The organism is Shewanella sp. Isolate11 (genome assembly GCF_022398315.1).
Lineage (GTDB): Bacteria > Pseudomonadota > Gammaproteobacteria > Enterobacterales > Shewanellaceae > Shewanella.
The window spans coordinates 40,294-57,394 of record NZ_JAKEVF010000005.1 but is presented as its reverse complement, the minus strand read 5'-3'; the positions used below and the strand labels follow the sequence as shown (position 1 = coordinate 57,394).

General features: G+C 45.7%; 17 protein-coding genes. 8 read left to right on the top strand and 9 right to left on the bottom strand.

What is annotated here, in order from left to right; genetic code table 11:
* Positions 1-85 precede the first annotated feature (85 nt).
* The 3 genes from L1D21_RS12775 (at position 86) to L1D21_RS12765 (ending at position 4,146) form a co-directional block, all read left to right on the top strand.
* Positions 86-2,572, top strand: coding sequence for a restriction endonuclease-like protein (locus tag L1D21_RS12775; protein ID WP_239845653.1), 2,487 nt, complete (start codon positions 86-88; stop codon positions 2,570-2,572).
* Between the two features lie 77 nt (positions 2,573-2,649).
* Complete coding sequence (locus L1D21_RS12770; RefSeq protein WP_239845652.1) at positions 2,650-2,934, top strand: type II toxin-antitoxin system HigB family toxin; 285 nt, start codon at positions 2,650-2,652, stop codon at positions 2,932-2,934.
* 9 nt (positions 2,935-2,943) lie between these two features.
* The gene (locus L1D21_RS12765) at positions 2,944-4,146 is read left to right on the top strand and encodes an ImmA/IrrE family metallo-endopeptidase (RefSeq protein WP_239845651.1); all 1,203 of its coding nucleotides are present in this window, start codon (positions 2,944-2,946) and stop codon (positions 4,144-4,146) included.
* Here the strand turns inward: L1D21_RS12765 and L1D21_RS12760 are convergent.
* From L1D21_RS12760 to L1D21_RS12745, 4 genes are all read right to left on the bottom strand, one after another.
* A complete protein-coding gene (locus tag L1D21_RS12760) occupies positions 4,143-4,805 on the bottom strand; it encodes a hypothetical protein (RefSeq protein ID WP_239845650.1) in 663 nt (220 codons plus the stop codon). The two genes, L1D21_RS12765 and L1D21_RS12760, sit on opposite strands and share 4 nt — an antisense overlap.
* A 903-nt stretch (positions 4,806-5,708) precedes the next feature.
* The gene (locus L1D21_RS12755) at positions 5,709-5,984 is read right to left on the bottom strand and encodes a hypothetical protein (RefSeq protein WP_239845649.1); all 276 of its coding nucleotides are present in this window, start codon (positions 5,982-5,984) and stop codon (positions 5,709-5,711) included.
* A 1-nt stretch (position 5,985) separates the two neighbouring features.
* Positions 5,986-7,236: a site-specific integrase gene (locus tag L1D21_RS12750; protein ID WP_239845648.1), complete on the bottom strand. Its 1,251-nt coding sequence runs from the start codon at positions 7,234-7,236 to the stop codon at positions 5,986-5,988.
* Between the two features lie 326 nt (positions 7,237-7,562).
* A complete protein-coding gene (locus L1D21_RS12745) occupies positions 7,563-8,426 on the bottom strand; it encodes a YicC/YloC family endoribonuclease (protein WP_239845647.1) in 864 nt (287 codons plus the stop codon).
* A 181-nt stretch (positions 8,427-8,607) separates the two neighbouring features.
* Between L1D21_RS12745 and rph the strand changes: the two genes are divergently transcribed.
* Together rph and pyrE are read left to right on the top strand one after the other, a co-directional pair.
* Positions 8,608-9,321, top strand: a complete 714-nt coding sequence (gene rph / locus L1D21_RS12740; protein ID WP_239845646.1) for a ribonuclease PH — start codon at positions 8,608-8,610, stop codon at positions 9,319-9,321.
* Between the two features lie 92 nt (positions 9,322-9,413).
* Positions 9,414-10,055 carry an orotate phosphoribosyltransferase gene (pyrE, locus tag L1D21_RS12735; protein ID WP_239845645.1) on the top strand — a complete coding sequence of 214 codons (642 nt, stop codon included), beginning with the start codon at positions 9,414-9,416 and terminating at the stop codon, positions 10,053-10,055.
* A gap of 87 nt (positions 10,056-10,142) precedes the next feature.
* On the opposite strand, the gene folE is transcribed toward pyrE, so the two are convergent.
* The 5 genes from folE to coaBC form a co-directional block, all read right to left on the bottom strand.
* The gene (folE, locus tag L1D21_RS12730; RefSeq protein ID WP_239845644.1) at positions 10,143-10,787 is read right to left on the bottom strand and encodes a GTP cyclohydrolase I FolE; all 645 of its coding nucleotides are present in this window, start codon (positions 10,785-10,787) and stop codon (positions 10,143-10,145) included.
* A 226-nt stretch (positions 10,788-11,013) separates the two neighbouring features.
* Positions 11,014-12,978 (bottom strand): S9 family peptidase, encoded by a 1,965-nt coding sequence (locus L1D21_RS12725; protein ID WP_239845643.1) that lies wholly within the window; start codon positions 12,976-12,978, stop codon positions 11,014-11,016.
* A gap of 127 nt (positions 12,979-13,105) precedes the next feature.
* Positions 13,106-13,699, bottom strand: coding sequence for a nucleoid occlusion factor SlmA (gene slmA, locus L1D21_RS12720; RefSeq protein ID WP_239845642.1), 594 nt, complete (start codon positions 13,697-13,699; stop codon positions 13,106-13,108).
* Positions 13,700-13,785: 86 nt separating this feature from the next.
* Entirely contained in the window at positions 13,786-14,244 is a 459-nt protein-coding gene (gene dut / locus L1D21_RS12715; RefSeq protein WP_239845641.1) for a dUTP diphosphatase, read from the bottom strand.
* Positions 14,241-15,437: a bifunctional phosphopantothenoylcysteine decarboxylase/phosphopantothenate--cysteine ligase CoaBC gene (gene coaBC / locus L1D21_RS12710; RefSeq protein ID WP_239845640.1), complete on the bottom strand. Its 1,197-nt coding sequence runs from the start codon at positions 15,435-15,437 to the stop codon at positions 14,241-14,243. The genes dut and coaBC overlap by 4 nt, the downstream gene beginning before the upstream one ends.
* A gap of 322 nt (positions 15,438-15,759) precedes the next feature.
* Here coaBC and radC point away from each other — a divergent pair, with 322 nt between their 5' ends.
* The 3 genes from radC (at position 15,760) to rpmG (ending at position 16,977) form a co-directional block, all read left to right on the top strand.
* Positions 15,760-16,437 carry a DNA repair protein RadC gene (radC, locus tag L1D21_RS12705; RefSeq protein WP_239845639.1) on the top strand — a complete coding sequence of 226 codons (678 nt, stop codon included), beginning with the start codon at positions 15,760-15,762 and terminating at the stop codon, positions 16,435-16,437.
* A 123-nt stretch (positions 16,438-16,560) separates the two neighbouring features.
* The gene (gene rpmB, locus L1D21_RS12700) at positions 16,561-16,797 is read left to right on the top strand and encodes a 50S ribosomal protein L28 (protein ID WP_011867275.1); all 237 of its coding nucleotides are present in this window, start codon (positions 16,561-16,563) and stop codon (positions 16,795-16,797) included.
* 6 nt (positions 16,798-16,803) lie between these two features.
* Complete coding sequence (rpmG, locus tag L1D21_RS12695) at positions 16,804-16,977, top strand: 50S ribosomal protein L33 (RefSeq protein WP_028773492.1); 174 nt, start codon at positions 16,804-16,806, stop codon at positions 16,975-16,977.
* The last annotated feature ends 124 nt before the right edge of the window (positions 16,978-17,101 follow it).

Genomic DNA, 17,101 nt, shown 5'->3' with positions numbered 1-17,101 from the left:
ACAAACCCCTGACTTTGAGTTTTCGGTCTGGGCGAATGATATTAGCCAGCGGTTGCGTGTGTACCAGAATACAATGGTGCACAGGGTGAGCGCTAATCATACGCAACCTAGCTATGAATTGCGCTTTGCGCCAGCAGCGCAGCTGAGCAATGCTATTGAACCGCAAGGGCTAGTTGCAGATGATCTGGTACAAAGTGGGTTAGATGAAAGTGACTTAGCCGAAAATGACCTTGTTGCCAATGGCTTAGCGAAACACGCTGAGCTTACATTAAATTCCCCGCTGTTTTTTGAGAATACTCAGTACCAGTTTGAGTGGGTCTTTTTTAGTGAAGTCACTAATGCGCGGTTAACCCATCGCAGCCAAAGCGTGAATGAGGCATTTCGTTTTGCCCCCGAAGTAAAAACCGCAAGGGGCATGGTGCCCGCACGTTTAACCGGCACCATTAATACCGGCAATGATGTGGGCTGGTTACGCTTGCCGCTTACCTTTGAGCACAATGGCAAAACACAGACGCAGCACATAGCCTTTGAAGTGCTGCCAACCAAAATGGCACTGCACCAAGACTTGCCCGCCATGTACCAAGCCATCGACAAAGTGTACCCTCTTTGGCGCTTTAGTTTGGTCGAAAAAACCGAGCAAGATGCAGCGACTAGCCAGCAACGCGGACATTTTCCACTGATGTGGTTGGCTAATTTTGCCGCGTTGCGGAAGCGTTTTGAACAAGGCTTAAAAGTGATTTGTGCCGCCCCACATAGCCGCTTGCAACCGACGGTTGCCAATATCAAAGCGGCCAAGTTAAAAGGCCACCTGCCTCATAGGTTAGCGGAGCAAGTCAAGCAAGACTTTGCTAATGGCCAGTACGATAAACGCTATGCGGTCGAAAAAAAGCAACTGAGTGTCGATACCCCAGAAAACCGTTTTATCAAAATGGCGGTGAGTAAAAGTAAGCGGCAATTAGCGGAGTTTGAATACAAGCTTAGGCAGAGTAACCAAGCACCAGAGCGGCAACGGTTGTCAGATTCATTTTTAAATGAGCTGCATAGTTGGCAACAACCGCTGCAAAAAGTGTTAGGTCAGAGTTTTTTACAAGAGGTTGGCGCATACACAGGGTTAAACCGTGAGTCGTTAGTGCTACAGCAAAAAACCGGTTACAGCGCGGTGTATCGTATTTGGCAGGAGCTGAAATTTTATTTAGATGTGTTTGGCAATCAGTCGAGCATTTCAATGAAGTCGGTGGCCGAGATTTTCGAAGTATGGTGCTTTTTGTGTTTGAAACAGATTTTAGAGCAGGATCTCGGCTTTGAATTGGTGGAAAACGGGGCGACTAAGCTCGCCCAGAATGACTTTTTTGAGTACCAACTAAAAGATGGCTTTGCTGGAGCCTTTCGTTTTAAACGCAGCGACGGTGTGACCGCTAGGCTGGCACACGAGCCGAAATTTACCAAAAAGGGTCAATCAATCCGCTCGTACTTGGTTAACCAAGAGCCGGATATTGTGTTGGAAGTGACGCTACCTAAAAATGCCAAAACTGATGAAGAAAAACAGTTTATTTGGCTGTTTGATGCCAAGTACCGCATTAAAACCGAGAAAAACCGCTTTGATGACAGCAATGAAGATATTGAATGTACCGATTACGTTCCAGACGATGCCATTAACCAAATGCACCGTTACCGGGATGCACTCATTCGTTTATCAGAGCCGCGCTTTTCTGAGCAGTCATCCGGTACAATCGAAGGGCAACCAGCTAAAAAAAGCCGTCCAGTTTTTGGTGCCTTTGCTTTATACCCAGGTTTTTTTGATCAAGCCACAACACCCAACCCCTACGCAGCCGCGATAGAAGAAGTGGGTATTGGCGCATTTGCCCTGTTACCTAGTCAAAATTGGCCTAGCCAAAACGAACTTAGTCAAACTGAATCAACCCAGACTAAAAGCCGTTATTCCGGTCACCAGTGGTTGCTAGCGTTTTTGCAAACGCAAATTGGCACAGCGCCGAATGCACAAACAGGGCAAAACAATGAAGCCATGTATCCTGTGGCTGGCATGGCGGAAAGGCTCTATGTACAAGACGCTGCACGCATACCTTATTACGGCATGCGCCAAGTGCTGTACCCTGATTTGACGATGACAGTGGCATTGGGTGGGCAACGTGGGCGTGATAATGGCTACTTTGAACAATTTGAGCAAGGTACAGCGCTGTGGTATCACCTGCCGCAAAGCACGTTTTTGCAGAAATTTAAGCAGCATATTGCCGAGGAAATTCGCTATTTAGCGTTGGCGTCTACCTCAGACACTCAAAGTTCAACCAAGCAAATTGACAAACTTTGGCCGGTTAAACGAGTCACAGTGTTACCACGCTACGCCATTACCGAAGATCAAGCGGGTAAGAAGTCAGGTTCTGCTGATTTGTATTATTTATTTGAGTTAGGCAAACCACTGTCACTGCAAACGCCAGTGACCAACGTGCCACATCGCCCAATGAAAAACTCGATGAAACTCACAACCTTAACTCGCCTAGAGAGCGTCACTAAGTTTACCGAGGTTGAAAAAGTGTACGAAGCGGCAATGGTGTGATTGTGAAATATAGAAAAGAAAACTTCCCTTTTTGGTAACTTTAATTATAATTCCCACCAAGGGAACCTTGAGGTGATATGCAAGTCTTAGGTAAAGACAAACTTGTCGATTTTTATAAAAAACACGCTAATGTGAAGTCAGCTTTAGAGGCATGGGTTTCTGAAGCTCAAAGCGCTTGTTGGAAAACTCCTCAGGATTTTAAAGACCGTTACCGCAGTGCAGATTTCCTAGACGGAAATAGAGTTATATTTAATATCAAAGGTAACCATTACAGACTAGTTGTAAAAGTCAGGTATCAAAATGGCATTGCTGTTATTGAGTGGGTTGGTACTCATGCTCAGTATGATAAGCAACGCTTTTAGGAGGGGAAGATGAGTCACATTAAATTAATCAAATCAGCACACGATCATGAGTCAGCATTGATGCGATTAATGTCATTAATGGACTTGGATCCGCAGCCAGGTTCAGCCGAATCTGATGAGATGGATGTATTGGCATTATTAATTGAAACGTACGAAGAAGATCATTTTCCAATTAGTAAGCCCGATCCAATAGAAGCGATAAAATTTAGAATGGAACAACAAGGTTTAAAAAATCGAGACCTTATTCCTTTTATTGGGTCAGCTCCAAAAGTTTCCGAGATATTGAATGGAACACGTAGCCTTAGCTTGAACATGATCCGAAAGCTAAGCAGTGGGTTGGGTATATCAGCTGATGTTTTGATTCAATTGCCAGAGCAAAAGCACGCAATTCAAAGAGAAGTTGATTGGCAAGCCTTCCCGATAGCTGAAATGCGAAAGCGTGGCTACTTTGATAGCTTCAATGGTTCATTACAAGAGTTAAAGGAATATGCAGCTGAGGCTTTGTCTGATTTTATCGGTTCCGTAAAATCAGGCTTTAATCTTCAACCTGCCTTGTTGAGAGCGTCTTCTCATCTTCGTACCAATGATAAGGAAACAGATCCTTACGCTCTGTGGGCGTGGCAAATTCGAGTATTGCAGAAGGCCGCTGAACAAAAATTACCCTGTCAATATCGCGCTGGTACTGTGAATTTGGAATGGATGCAGAACATTTCCAAGCTATCTTGGCTTGAGTCAGGCCCTTTACTAGCGATTGAGTTTCTAAATAAGTCAGGCATTCATGTAATCATTGAGCCTCATCTATCCAAAACTTATTTGGATGGTGCTGTGTGCATGGGCATTGATGGCAACCCGATTATAGCGCTGACGTTAAGGCACAATCGTCTCGATAGCTTTTGGTTTTCACTAATGCATGAAATGGCACATATCGCATTACACTTAGATGGTAATGAAAACTGGTACTTAGATGATTTAGATGCTCAGGGCGTTGATGACATTGAGAAACAGGCCGATGATATGGCTAGAGAGGCGTTGATACCACAGAGTATTTGGTGCAGAAGCAGTTTATCGAGCGCTGAAGAAGTCAGGGAGCTAGCAAAAGAGCTCCAAATATCACCTTGTATCGTGGCTGGACGAGTTCGTTTTGAGAGTGGTGATCATAAAAAGTTTGGTTCTTTATTCCGTGACAAGATTAGCGATTATTTTCAACGTTAAGCCATAAGCTCTTGAGTAATCCACACATCATTCTCCGGCCCACAAAGGTGGTGCAGCAGCGCTAGATTTATCTGATGGCTGATCACGTTGCTGTTTCGTTTTTGGCTCTCTTTTCTCAAACCTCTCAGTAATAACCCCGTACATGATTTGCCCATTTGCTCCGGCGAACTGGGCAGGCAAAATGCTCGGTTTTGCTGCTTGGGATGCAAGGTAGCGCGTTTTCCTGTTTTAGATAAAGGCGAAATGCACCAAAAGATGCAGGCGTTAGCGGGCGTGTTTGCTTGAAATGTTCTGGTTTGGCTCGTGCCATCCCTATATGTAGGTAACAAATGTGCTGGTAACAGAACCAAGCCGCCTTGCGCGTGGCCATCAACCTCAGGTAAAGGTAGCCAATACAGGTTTGGCCATTGCTCAGGGCTCTGCCATTTTTCTACGATCACTTGCGCGCCAATATTATTCAGCCATTGGTGAATCGGGCAGCTAGGGTGTGCTTGTTTAACGCGCGGTAACTGAAAGGTCAGCCAGCGGGTTAAACGTTCGGCTGCATTCTCGCACTGGCTTAGTGCTGGGTAGAGGGTAAACGCGCCTTGCCCAACCAGCAAGGCGACCACCTGCTGTATCCATTCTCTATCCCAATCGTTGCCACTTGCCCATAACACGTCACTTATCACCTTGTTGGTTTTTCATGCCATCTATTTTCAGTCGTCGGGTGCAGACGCGGTGGTGAATTAGATGAAAGAAATGGCCATCAAACTAACCGGTCAAATCGGTTTGTCCTGATGACCAGTGCGCGGCTAACTGTTTGAAATACATCGTCCAATACAGCGCTGTTTGGCTGCGTTCGCCAAGTGCAAAAAAATCGAGACGCCAAACGATCGTTTGCATTCTGGGTTTAAAAAATCAAACGGTTTGTACTTTGATGCCGAGGTTGGTTTAGGGGGGGGAAGTGCCAAACCTTGCGTTGCGCCAGTACTGGCAAGGCTTAGCAGCGTTGGATTTCAATCGAGAAGCCAAACAGTTAATGGGCTAATTTCCCTGTTTGGCTTCTCGATCCAAAAGCCAAACGGATAGTGGTTTTGGCGTAAGGGGGTAAAGGCATGGGGAAGTGTGTGCCGGCTGTTGAAACTCATGGATTAGCAAATGACGCATAGAGGGGATTGCATCAGCTGATCAAAGTAAGTAATTGGGTTGGTTGATTTAGCTTAAAGCTGGGTGTGGTATTTTGTAAGCGAGCTATCGGTAGGAAAAGCAATAGCTGAATAGTGACAAGGCGAAATGAGAACCGACGCGTACAGAAATGCAGAGGCGTCGGCCATATTGGCTTGAAGATTATGTTTAGTGACCTATTTCGTCAATCAAATACCCAATTGCCCCATTCCTTGGGGCAGTTTAATTTCCTCTTATTCACTTTCTAAAGCTCGCTGTATCAAGTGTTGCCCCATTGTCCCAACTGCCCACGGTAAGTGATCAAATGGGGGCTAGTTAGTTTCGCTGGGTGGGCCTTTTCGGCAAGCGGCTGCGTTTGCCATCGAAAAAAGGCCAATACTCTGAACCCCTATTTTTTAAAAAGAAAGGGGTGATTCTTCATAACCTAGGCTGTACGTTGGGCGTGCAGGCGGGATGAGCCCCAGTTTGCGTCCTAGGCTGACAATCACGTAGAACGTAAGTTTTAGCGTCAGCCAAGGAGCGAGTACCAAGAATACCATCAGGCAATATCGAGTAAGTGCGTAGCCTACGTCATGAGATTGTTCGAGTAAGGCAATGCCAATACACCAACCAAGCCCTGCTAGCATGGCTATTGGAAAGGTAATGGGGGCGAGTCGCATCATAAGTTGCATGTTAACGCCCTCCTGTGTGGTGTTGTGAATAGGGCTCAAAGTTCACCAGTGGTTCAACCATATCTGCCACGGTTTGATGGGCAATACGGCGCTCTTCAAAGTAATCGTGGCGGTCGTAGATACCCTCAACGCCTTTTAGCTTATGGTTAAGACAGCGTTCGGCTACGTTGCCTGCAATGCCCAAAGAGGCGGCAAGGCTGCGAAAGGTGCGGCGTAAATCGTGTACGGTGAAGTGTTCAAGCTTGCCCATTTTATTGGGTGGTTGCTTTTTCCGGCCTGGTTCTCGACCAAAGAGTTTAGAAATTGCGCGGTTCAGTGTATCTGGCCCCATATGTGGACGATGGCTTGCTCGTCTGGCAGGGAAAACATAAGGCGAGCCACAAGCGCGGATTTGTAGCTCGTTAAACCAGGTAATGGCTTGGCGCGGTAAGGGGATGCTGATTGGAACGCCGGTTTTGCTGCGTTCTTTGGGTAGATCCCACACACCCGTGGTTAAATCCATTTCACGCCACATGGCTTCGCACAATTCGCTTTTGCGCACACCCAACACCAAAAACAGGCAGCAAGCGAGGTAGTTGTCGTGGCCAAAGCTATTGATATGGGTATGAAACACGCTAAAGGCGTAGTGAATTTCCTCTTTGCTGAGCATCCTGTCTTTACTGGACTCCACGCCACCGGCATCGTCCACGGTAAATGCTGCGGCTGGGTTGTTCAGCGTTAAGTCGAGCTTTATCGCATGTCGAAACAGCTGCTTCATGTACATCAAGGTATCGTTGGCAATGGTAGGGCGGTTACTTTCTCGAATGCGCTCTAATACTTCGCGCACGTCACGTGCGGTCACCTCAGCAATACACTTAATGCCAATGAAAGGGCTTATGTCTTTGGTGTAAACCCGATACGGAATCTTGGGATGCTTTAGTCGTCTACTCAGATCGGTTCGATACCAGTCATGGAACAGTTGATCCACGGTTTCAATGTCAGGTAACTTGATTTTCTGTTTTTCTAGAAGAGGATCTATGCCGTCACGTACTTCCTTTCGAAAGTATGCGGCGGCAATTCTGGCGTCTGCCAACGACATTAAAGGAAATTGCCCCAAGGTTGCTTCTCGTCGTCCTTTGGCTGTGGTGTAGCGGATCATCCAGTGAGGCGAGCCTTGTTTGCGGACGCAAAAGTATAGACCTTCACCATCTGAATATTTTTTTGGGTCGGCTTTGCTGTATGCAATAACCTGTTTTGCTGTGAGTTTTCCCATGTTTACTCCATAGTTGCTGAAATAATGGAGGGGGCAATAATGGCTGCCCACCACCGATTTGCTTATTGAATCAGCAGCTAACCTGTTGTGGTGGCGAGTTAAATGCGAAAATTGGGTAACTTACTGCCCACCAATTTGCTCACCGCAAAACGCTTATTGAGCCAAAATGAGGGGACTGCCCACCATTCTGCCCACCACTAAACAGGTAGTTGGTAACGGACATCTGCACACCGATTTGGACGGGAAAAATAAAAAATCCCTGTATTTTCAATGCTCTTCACAAGGTAATACAGGGCTTCTAAGACATTCTTGGACGGGTGAAAAAACTATTCGATGTTTTGAATCTGTTCTCTCATCTGCTCGATAAGCACTTTCAGTTCTACTGCTGCTGCGGTGACTTCTGCGCTGATCGATTTAGAGGCGAGGGTATTCGATTCGCGATTAAACTCTTGCATCATGAAGTCGAGGCGTCGGCCTTGGGCGCCACCTTTTTTGAGAATGCGTCGGGTTTCGGCGACGTGGGCGTCGAGTCTGTCCATCTCTTCGGCGACATCCATCTTCTGTGCCAGCAACACCATCTCTTGCTCTAGACGTGCAGGGTCGAGTTCACCTTGAATTTCGCTGAGGCGATTAGTGAGCTTATCGCGTTGCCACTGCATGACTGCTGGCATGTGTTTACGCACGATAGCCACTTGTTCGACAATGGCGTCTAGACGCGTTTCTAGCATTATTTTAATCGCGTCACCTTCGCGGCCACGAGCTTCGATAAATTGATCGATAGCACCGTCGAAAGCGCTCAGTAGTTCTTTGCCAACGGCGTCCATGTCTTGTTCGCTGCCAGACATGACTCCGGGCCAGCGCAATATATCAACTACATTGATTTCGCCTTGACCGGCTTGCTGTTTTACCCAATCAGCGGCTTGAATGATCTGTGTTGCTAGCGATTGGTTTAACTGTAAATCGCTATCTTTGTTTTCGCCTAAATCATAACGTAGATTGACTTCAACTTTGCCGCGATTTAAACGTTTGCGTAGACGGTCTCTTAGCACAGGTTCTAGGCTACGAAGTTGCTCGGGTAGGCGTAGGTAAGTTTCTAAATAACGCTGATTGACTGAGCGAATTTCCCAAGAGGCGGTGCCCCATTGTGCTTTGTGCTCGATGCGAGCATAGGCTGTCATACTTTGGATCATGGGTGATTCCGTTGTTTAAATCGATAAAGTAGGCCTGATTATAGTCTGATGGGGCAAAGGGTTAAAGCAAAGTCTCGGCGCTGGAGTTGATCGATTGTGAATAACATGGCATCCGTGGCCGTGAACCCCTATAATATGCAGCCAAATCTGCTTATCTATCTAATCAAAACAGGAATTTCCTATGCGCCCAAGTGACAGAACGCCCGCTCAATCTCGTCCAGTGACTATTACTCGTCAATTTACTGCCCATGCTGAAGGTTCTGTTTTGGTTGAATTTGGTGACACTAAAGTGTTGTGTACAGCCAGTTTTACCGAAGGCGTGCCTCGTTTTCTTAAAGGCCAAGGTCAAGGCTGGGTTACTGCCGAATATGGCATGTTGCCGCGTTCGACGCATAGCCGTATGGATCGCGAAGCGGCTCGTGGCAAGCAGTCGGGTCGTACCCAAGAGATCCAGCGTCTGATTGGTCGTGCTTTACGCGCGGCTGTCGATATGAAGGCCTTAGGCGAAAACACCATAGTGATCGACTGTGACGTTATTCAAGCCGATGGTGGTACACGTACGGCGGCAATTACTGGTGCCTGTGTTGCACTGGTTGATGCACTTAACTGGGCGCGTGGTAAAGGTATTATTAAGACGAACCCGCTTAAGTTCCTGATCGCTGCTGTTAGCGTGGGTATTTATAAAGGCGAGCCGATTTGCGACCTTGAATATGTTGAAGATAGTGCTGCTGAAACCGACATGAACGTGGTGATGACAGAGACTGGTAAAATTATCGAGATCCAAGGTACAGCCGAAGGCGAACCCTTTAGCCATGAAGAGTTATTAAGTCTATTGGATTTGGCTAAGCACGGTATTCGTGAAATTGTCGATGTGCAGAAAGCCGCATTAAGCTAATTATTTATTAAGGCCCATCGAGGGCCTTTTTATCAACGACTGAATAGTCAACATTATTATGTTAAGAATGACCCTATTGTTAAGGAGAAATTGTGAAAGCCTATCAACGTGAGTTTATTGAGTTTGCTCTAGAGCGTCAGGTGTTACGTTTTGGCGAATTTACGTTAAAGTCAGGCCGCACTAGCCCTTATTTCTTTAATGCTGGCCTGTTTAATACTGGTCGTGATTTAGCACGCTTAGGCCGCTTTTATGCCGCGGCTTTAGTGGATTCTGGCATTGATTATGATCTCCTGTTTGGCCCTGCTTACAAAGGGATCCCAATTGCGACAACGACTGCTGTTGCTCTGTGTGATCATCACGATATCGACGTGCCTTACTGCTTCAACCGTAAAGAGAAGAAAGACCACGGTGAAGGTGGCAGCTTAGTGGGTAGCGAATTAACCGGTAAAGTGATGTTAGTGGATGATGTGATCACCGCGGGTACGGCCATTCGTGAGTCGATGGAAATCATTGAAGCTCATAATGCCCAACTTGCAGGCGTGTTAATCGCGTTAGACCGCCAAGAGAAGGGTAAGGGTGAGCTGTCGGCGATTCAGGAAGTTGAGCGTGACTTTGGCTGTGCCATTGTGTCGATCATTAAGTTGGCTGACTTAATCGACTACTTGTCAGAAAAACCGGGAATGGACGCTCAGCTGGCACAGGTGAGTGCTTACCGCGAGCAATACGGTATTTAAGCTGTTACTAATAACTGGCTAATAAAAAACGCTGCCATGTAGGCAGCGTTTTTTTATGTCTATTTTGACTCGCGACTAAATCATGAATTAGTTACTTAAAAACTCAGCGCGTGTAGCTGGGTTAGACTTAAAGATGCCGCCTAGCGCAGTAGTGGTCGTTGAGCTGGTAGAGTCCATTACACCGCGCGACTTCACGCAGTAGTGTACCGCATCCATTTTTACCGCAACGTCTTTGGTTTCCAGCAGGGTTTGCAACGCGACTAACACTTGCTGTGTTAGGCGCTCTTGTACCTGTGGACGCTGGGCAAAAAAGCGCACGATTCGGTTAATTTTCGACAAGCCAATAATGTTTTTACGCGGCAGATAAGCCACAGTCGCCACGCCATCGATTGTGACTAAATGATGCTCGCAGGTGCTTGTGAGGCTGATATCTTTCACCTTAACCATCTCATCGAAACCCATTTTGTTTTCGATAACTGTAATCTTAGGAAAGTTCTCATAATCTAGCCCTGAGAAGATCTCATCGACATACATCTTGGCGATTCGCTTTGGGGTTTCAATTAGGCTGTCATCACGTAGATCGAGCGACATTAAGGTTAAGATCTCGCGCATATGATGCTCGATTTTGTCTTTACGCTCTTCTGCACTGAGCTCACAAGGGAGCATAGGGGTCTCAAGACCGCGTGCTAATAATGCCGTTTGCACCTGCTGTGCTGCTTCACTTAATGCCATTAGATCCTCCACCATGCGATAGTGGCTTATTCAATTACAACGAAATATCCAATAATTTGAACGTTTTGTCGTTTTATATAATGAGTATAGCTTGCCACGTTCAGATAAACATCCTGCGGCGGGGCAAGGAGAATACCCTTATTTGAGCCTAATTTATACCCAGAATTTATAGGGAGATAATAAAAAAGCCGATTGTGATAATCGGCTTTTCGTTTGTGGCGCTGATTTACAGCTGTAAATTTTGTTTTAAGAAACTCATCATCTGTCGGAAGTATTTGGCTTTGTGTTCATCGTTGTAGAACCCATGGCCTTCATCACTCATGACCAGTTTTTCATAGGGATAGTTATGTTGATTGAGTGCTTTTTCTAGGGCTTCAAGTTGCTCTATGGGAGCACGTTCATCTTCACCACCATGCACCAGCATTAACTTAGCCTTGAGCTTATCGATATTATGCGTTGGTGACATCTGTTGTAAGATTTGAGGATCTTTGCCAATGACTTGGTTCAAGTAACGGCTACCTGTACGGATTTCTTGAATATCACCTTCTGAGTACATCAACTCTAAGTCATAAATACCGGCAAAACCGATAGCGCACTTAAACAGATCTGGCGCTAAGATAGGGCTCTGCAACGCAGAGTATCCACCAAAACTTCCACCAACAATGCAGATCCTGTTTTTATCGACGATACCTTGTTCGATGACATATTTGGTGGCATCGATAATGTCATATTGGATTTCCGTGCCCCATTTTTGATGACCGGAAAATTCGAAAGATTTTCCATAGCCMCCCGAGCCTCTAAAATTAACCTGTAATACCGCTGCCCCTTCGTTAGCGATTAATTGATTTTGAGGCGAAAAACCCCACCAGTCACGAGGGCCATGTGGGCCACCATGTGGATTAACGACTAAGGGAAGGTTTTTCGCTTCTTTGCCATGAGGCAGGGTTAAATAACCATTGATTTCAGTGCCATCACGACTGACAAACGTAATAGGCTTTACTTCAGCCATAGCATCAGGGTCGAGCCATTTTTTCTGTGATGCAAGGTATTCGAGCTTTTTATTTTTAGCGTCGAAAACGTAGTAATCACCCGGATTTCTATCGTTGAATGCCTTAATCACCATCTTGCTCATATCATTGGTTTGGCTTATCAGGTGGATTTGATGACCCGGAAGCGCCGCTAACAGTTGCTTAATGATTTTGGCTTGCGGTTCATCATTATCGACAAACTCATAGGTTGGATAACCATTTTCATATTCAACGGCAAATAGACGCTTATTGATGCGGTTTATCCAAACATTACTTGGGTCGACATGCTTATCTTGGCTGATGAGTTTCTTATCGCCGGTTTTAACATTAATCAGATAGATGGCCTTCGGTTGACCATTTTCACTGGCTAATACATAGAGGCTGTTTTTATCATCGCCAAAGGCAATAGGGCTGATGTCATCAAGATTAAGGTTTAACTTGTCTGTATCTACCCACTCACCATCATCTCTGTAATACAGGCTTGAGGTAATGTAGTCGCGAGTGCCGCTTACGAAACGAATTTCACCGTCATGATCGGGTAGAAAGTTGGCAAAAGAGATGGGAGATGTGGCAATTTTATTGCGCTTTCCGCGATAAACATCGACACGATAAACCTGTTCTAGATTTTCACGCCAGTTATTACCGCCCGATCCCCATGGTTTTGCTTTTACCAGCATATAGCGATGATCTTCTGGCATAGGATCTAGAATGAAGGCCGTTGCCTGAATTGGGGTATTCTTTTTAATCATCGACCCTGCTTGCTGAGAGCCGCCTTTGTAACCGAAGAGATAAGTGGGCTGTGAGCCATCGGCATTGACGGCCAATAGCTCGCCATAATACATAGGATGATCATTCCAGCCTTTGAGATATTCTTTGGCTAACACAACACGTTCTTCATTGACCCATTCATAGCCACCAACTTGTGCATTATCAGGAAAATGCACCACGTTAGTGGTTTTTTTGGTTTTGGCATCGAGGATCATCAGAATGTTTTTGCCCTCTTTTGAGGCTATAGCACTGAGATAACTGCCGTCGGGAGAGACTTTTACATTACTGAATTCGGCTGAGCGACTAAATAAGCTTGCTTGATCTGTGCTGGCTGAATAGCCGTTCAAGCTGAATAAACACATAGAAACAAAACTAAATATTTTGATTAGTTTCATGACACTTCCTTGTTAACTTGTTGTTATTTATTTTTTAATTTTATGTTTTAGGCTAGGAAGGTTAAAACAAAGGTAAAGGAAGTGCAATAGATGAAAAGGCAGCCTTGGGCTGCCTTTTATGAAACGGTTAACTTTGTAGCAATTGTTGCTGAATAAAGGTCCATTGTTCGACAAAATGTTCTGTGGGTTTGTGCTTAAAATCGCTACGGACAAATTGGGCAATACGCCCTTCGGCGACGGCGAGTAAAAGATTCGCCAAAATCGCTTCGTCGATATTAAATCCTTTACCTTCGCGCAGTGTTTTCTCGCGTAAGATCTGTTTTAAATGGGTTTCGACTTTTGAGAATATTTGCCCTGTTCGGCTGCGAAGACGTTCATTTTCGCCAAGTAGTGCATCGCCATTAAGTACCCGCGATATGCCGGGGTTACGCTCGGCAAACACCAATAATAATTGCAACAGCAACTGGCAGCGCTTCATGGTGTCTTTTTCATCTTCCATAATCAAATTGATGCGTGAAAGCAGAGAGTCTTCGATAAAATCTATCAGCCCCTCAAACATTCTTGCCTTACTTGGAAAATGGCGATAAAGCGCCGCTTCCGATACCCCGACTTCTGCTGCAAGTTTAGCTGTGGTGATACGTTGTCCAGGACTGGTTTCTAGCATAGTGGCTAAACATTGCAATATGTGCTCACGCCGATTGATTTTGGGGCTTACAGCCATCTAGATTTTCCCTTACTCAATTAAAACTACTGCCGATAGACAAAGGGTTTATCGGCTTAAATTATTATTTTTATTAGTGGATCTGATTAACGGGTGCCTGAGTGGCCGAAACCACCTTCACCTCTTTCTGAGTTATCAAATTCATCGACCAGTTTGAATTCGGCCTGAACCACAGGAACAAACATCAACTGGGCAATGCGGTCACCAATTTCGATAGTGAATGGTTCACTGCTGCGATTCCAGCAAGAGACCATGAGAGGACCTTGGTAATCTGAGTCGATAAGACCGACTAAGTTGCCTAAAACGATACCGTGTTTATGACCAAGGCCGGATCGTGGCAGAATGACTGCAGCGAGGCTAGGGTCAGCAACATGAACTGCGATACCTGTCGGAATAAGTTGAGTTTCTCCCGGTTGGATCACTAAGGTAGTTTCTAGCATGGCCCGCAAATCCATCCCCGCACTGCCAGGTGTCGCGTAGCTTGGCAATGGAAATTGTGAGCCTATGCGTGAGTCGAGAATTTTCAGTTCAATTGGCGTTTTCATGCTGTTTTCATCTGGTTTGCAATTATGGTAAGTAATTGTTTAGCTAGAGTATATTTGTCATTAACTGCTAGCTCGTATTGACCGTCAGACCAATATACTGTTAATGCATTATCGTCGCTATTAAAGCCCTGTGCAGGATTAGAAACGTCATTAGCGGCAATCATATCCAGCTTTTTACGCTGTAGTTTATCTTTGGCGTAGCGCTCGACATCTTGGGTCTCGGCGGCAAATCCTACGGTAAATGGACGCTGCTCATGGGCGGCAACGGTCGCTAAGATATCAGGATTACGTACCAGTGCAAGCGCCATCTCCTCGGCCGATTTTTTGATTTTGTCATTGGCGACATCTGCCACTTTATAATCACACACGGCGGCGCAGCCAACGAAAATATCACAGTGTTCAACCTTGGTTAATACCGCGTCGAGCATCTGTTGCGTCGACTGTACATTGATGCGCTCAACATTGACTGGCGTTTCAAGGTTGACCGGTCCACTGACTAAGGTGACATTAGCGCCCATTTCTGCGGCGGCTTTGGCAATGGCAAAGCCCATTTTTCCAGAGCTGTGATTAGAGATATAACGCACAGGGTCGATCGCTTCGCGGGTCGGTCCAGCAGTCAGCAGCAGTGATTTACCTTGCAGTAACTTAGGCGCAAAAAACTGTTCGACTCGATCGGCAATAACCAAAGGCTCTTCCATTCGGCCTGGGCCAATTTCGCCGCAAGCCTGGCTACCTGATGCGGGTCCCCAAATAGTGAGGCCACGGCTTTGTAAAGAGGCTAAGTTCGCTTGGGTTGCCGGATTACGGTACATCTGTTGATTCATTGCCGGGCAGAGTACGACAGGCGCTTCTGTTGCTAAACAGGTGGTGGTGATCAGTTCATCGGCCATACCGGCATTGATGCGGGCAATAACATTTGCTGTTGCTGGGGCGATTAAAACTAAATCTGCCCAGCGAGCGAGTTCGATATGTCCCATAGCGGCTTCGGCTGCGGGATCTAACAGATCACTGGCTACAGGGTGACCTGATAATGCCTGCAGTGTCAGTGGTGTGATAAATTGTTGCGCGCTTTGGCTCATCACGACTCTTACGTCAGCGCCACGCTCTTTGAGGCGTCTGACAAGATCGGCAGATTTATAGGCTGCAATACCACCACCAATTCCCAACAATATTTTTTTATTTGCTAGCGTCATGTTCATCACTAAGGGGCTAATCACTATCGTTTTATACTGGCATAACAATATCACAAACCTAGGGCATGTAGATGTTTCAAGATCAGATTTTGTTCGTTCTGCGGTGTCGGTGTGTGTTTATGCGCAATCATTGCAGCCATCGGTGTCGCCTTGTATAAAACCAGAACCAGTCGCTGTTTAAACCCAGCTGAAATATCGATGTGCGCTGATTTAACCAGAGCAAACAAGTTTTTAAAAACTAGGCCATAATCATAGCTTGCCGGCACCACTCGTGCGGCAAATTATCTTGTTTTGTTTTTTCGTCGGCAACAGGGAGGTTGTAATGACAATTAAGGATTGGCCTGAGGGTGAGGGCCCGAGAGAAAAATTATTGCGTTATGGTCCGGCTCAGCTTTCAGATGCAGAGTTATTGGCTGTGTTACTCAGAAACGGTTTGCGGGGTCAAAGTGCGGTTTCCTTAGCAAGGTCTATGATTGGTCATTTTGGTGGCTTACGGGCGTTAATGACGGCTAACCAGAGTGAAATGTGTGAAATCCAAGGGATAGGACCGGTAAAATATGCCCAATTACAGGCCGCAATTGAGATAAGTAAGCGAATTTCGCAAGAAAATCTACAAAGAGGAAAGATTTTAACAGATCCTGATTTAACTCGAGACTATTTAATGAGACAATTAGCGGATCGTGCCTATGAAGTGTTTGCCATCTTATTACTCGATAGTCAGCACAGAGTCATTCAATTTGTTGAATTGTTCCGTGGCACCATAGATTCAGCCTCGGTTTATCCACGTGAAGTGGTAAGTCTAGTGCTTGAGAAAAAAGCCGCGGCTGTCATTGTCTGCCACAACCACCCATCCGGGGTTGCGGAACCAAGCCATGCCGATAGGCGAATTACTGAGCGATTAAAAAACGCGCTGGCGACTATCGATGTTTCCCTGTTAGACCATATGGTTGTGGGTGATAGAGAGATAGTTTCGTTTGCAGAGAGGGGATGGATAGATTGAATATCCCTTGATCTTTAGTTTTAGATCCTGTATAAAATGCGCCCTCTTTGTGTGCCTCGGGCGACGGCCATATTCGAGGTACATTAATGCTCGAGCGTTAAATTGTTTTTGGAGAAGATTGACATGTCAAGAGTATGCCAAGTTACTGGCAAGAAGCCTATGGTTGGTAACAACCGTTCGCACGCTAAGAACGCGACTCGTCGTCGTTTTTTACCTAACCTACAGAACCACCGTTTCTGGTTAGAAGACGAAAAGCGTTTCGTTCAACTACGTGTATCTACTAAAGGTATGCGTATTATCGATAAAAAAGGTATTGAAGTTGTTGTTGCTGAACTTCGTGCCCGCGGCGAGAAGGTGTAATAAACCATGGCTAAAGCTAAAGGTAACCGTGAGAAGATCAAGCTAGTTTCTAGCGCTAAAACAGGTCACTTCTACACGACTGAGAAGAACAAACGTAACATGCCTGAAAAAATGGAGATCAAGAAATTTGATCCTGTTATTCGTCAACACGTTATGTATAAAGAAGCTAAAATCAAGTAATTATTGATTTCAGTTTTTTAAAAGCCCCTAGTTGTTATAAACAGCTAGGGGCTTTTTTTATGGTCGATGTTTAAAAGTGAAGCTAGGTGGTAAGTATGTTAATGCTACTTTGGAGCAATTAAGG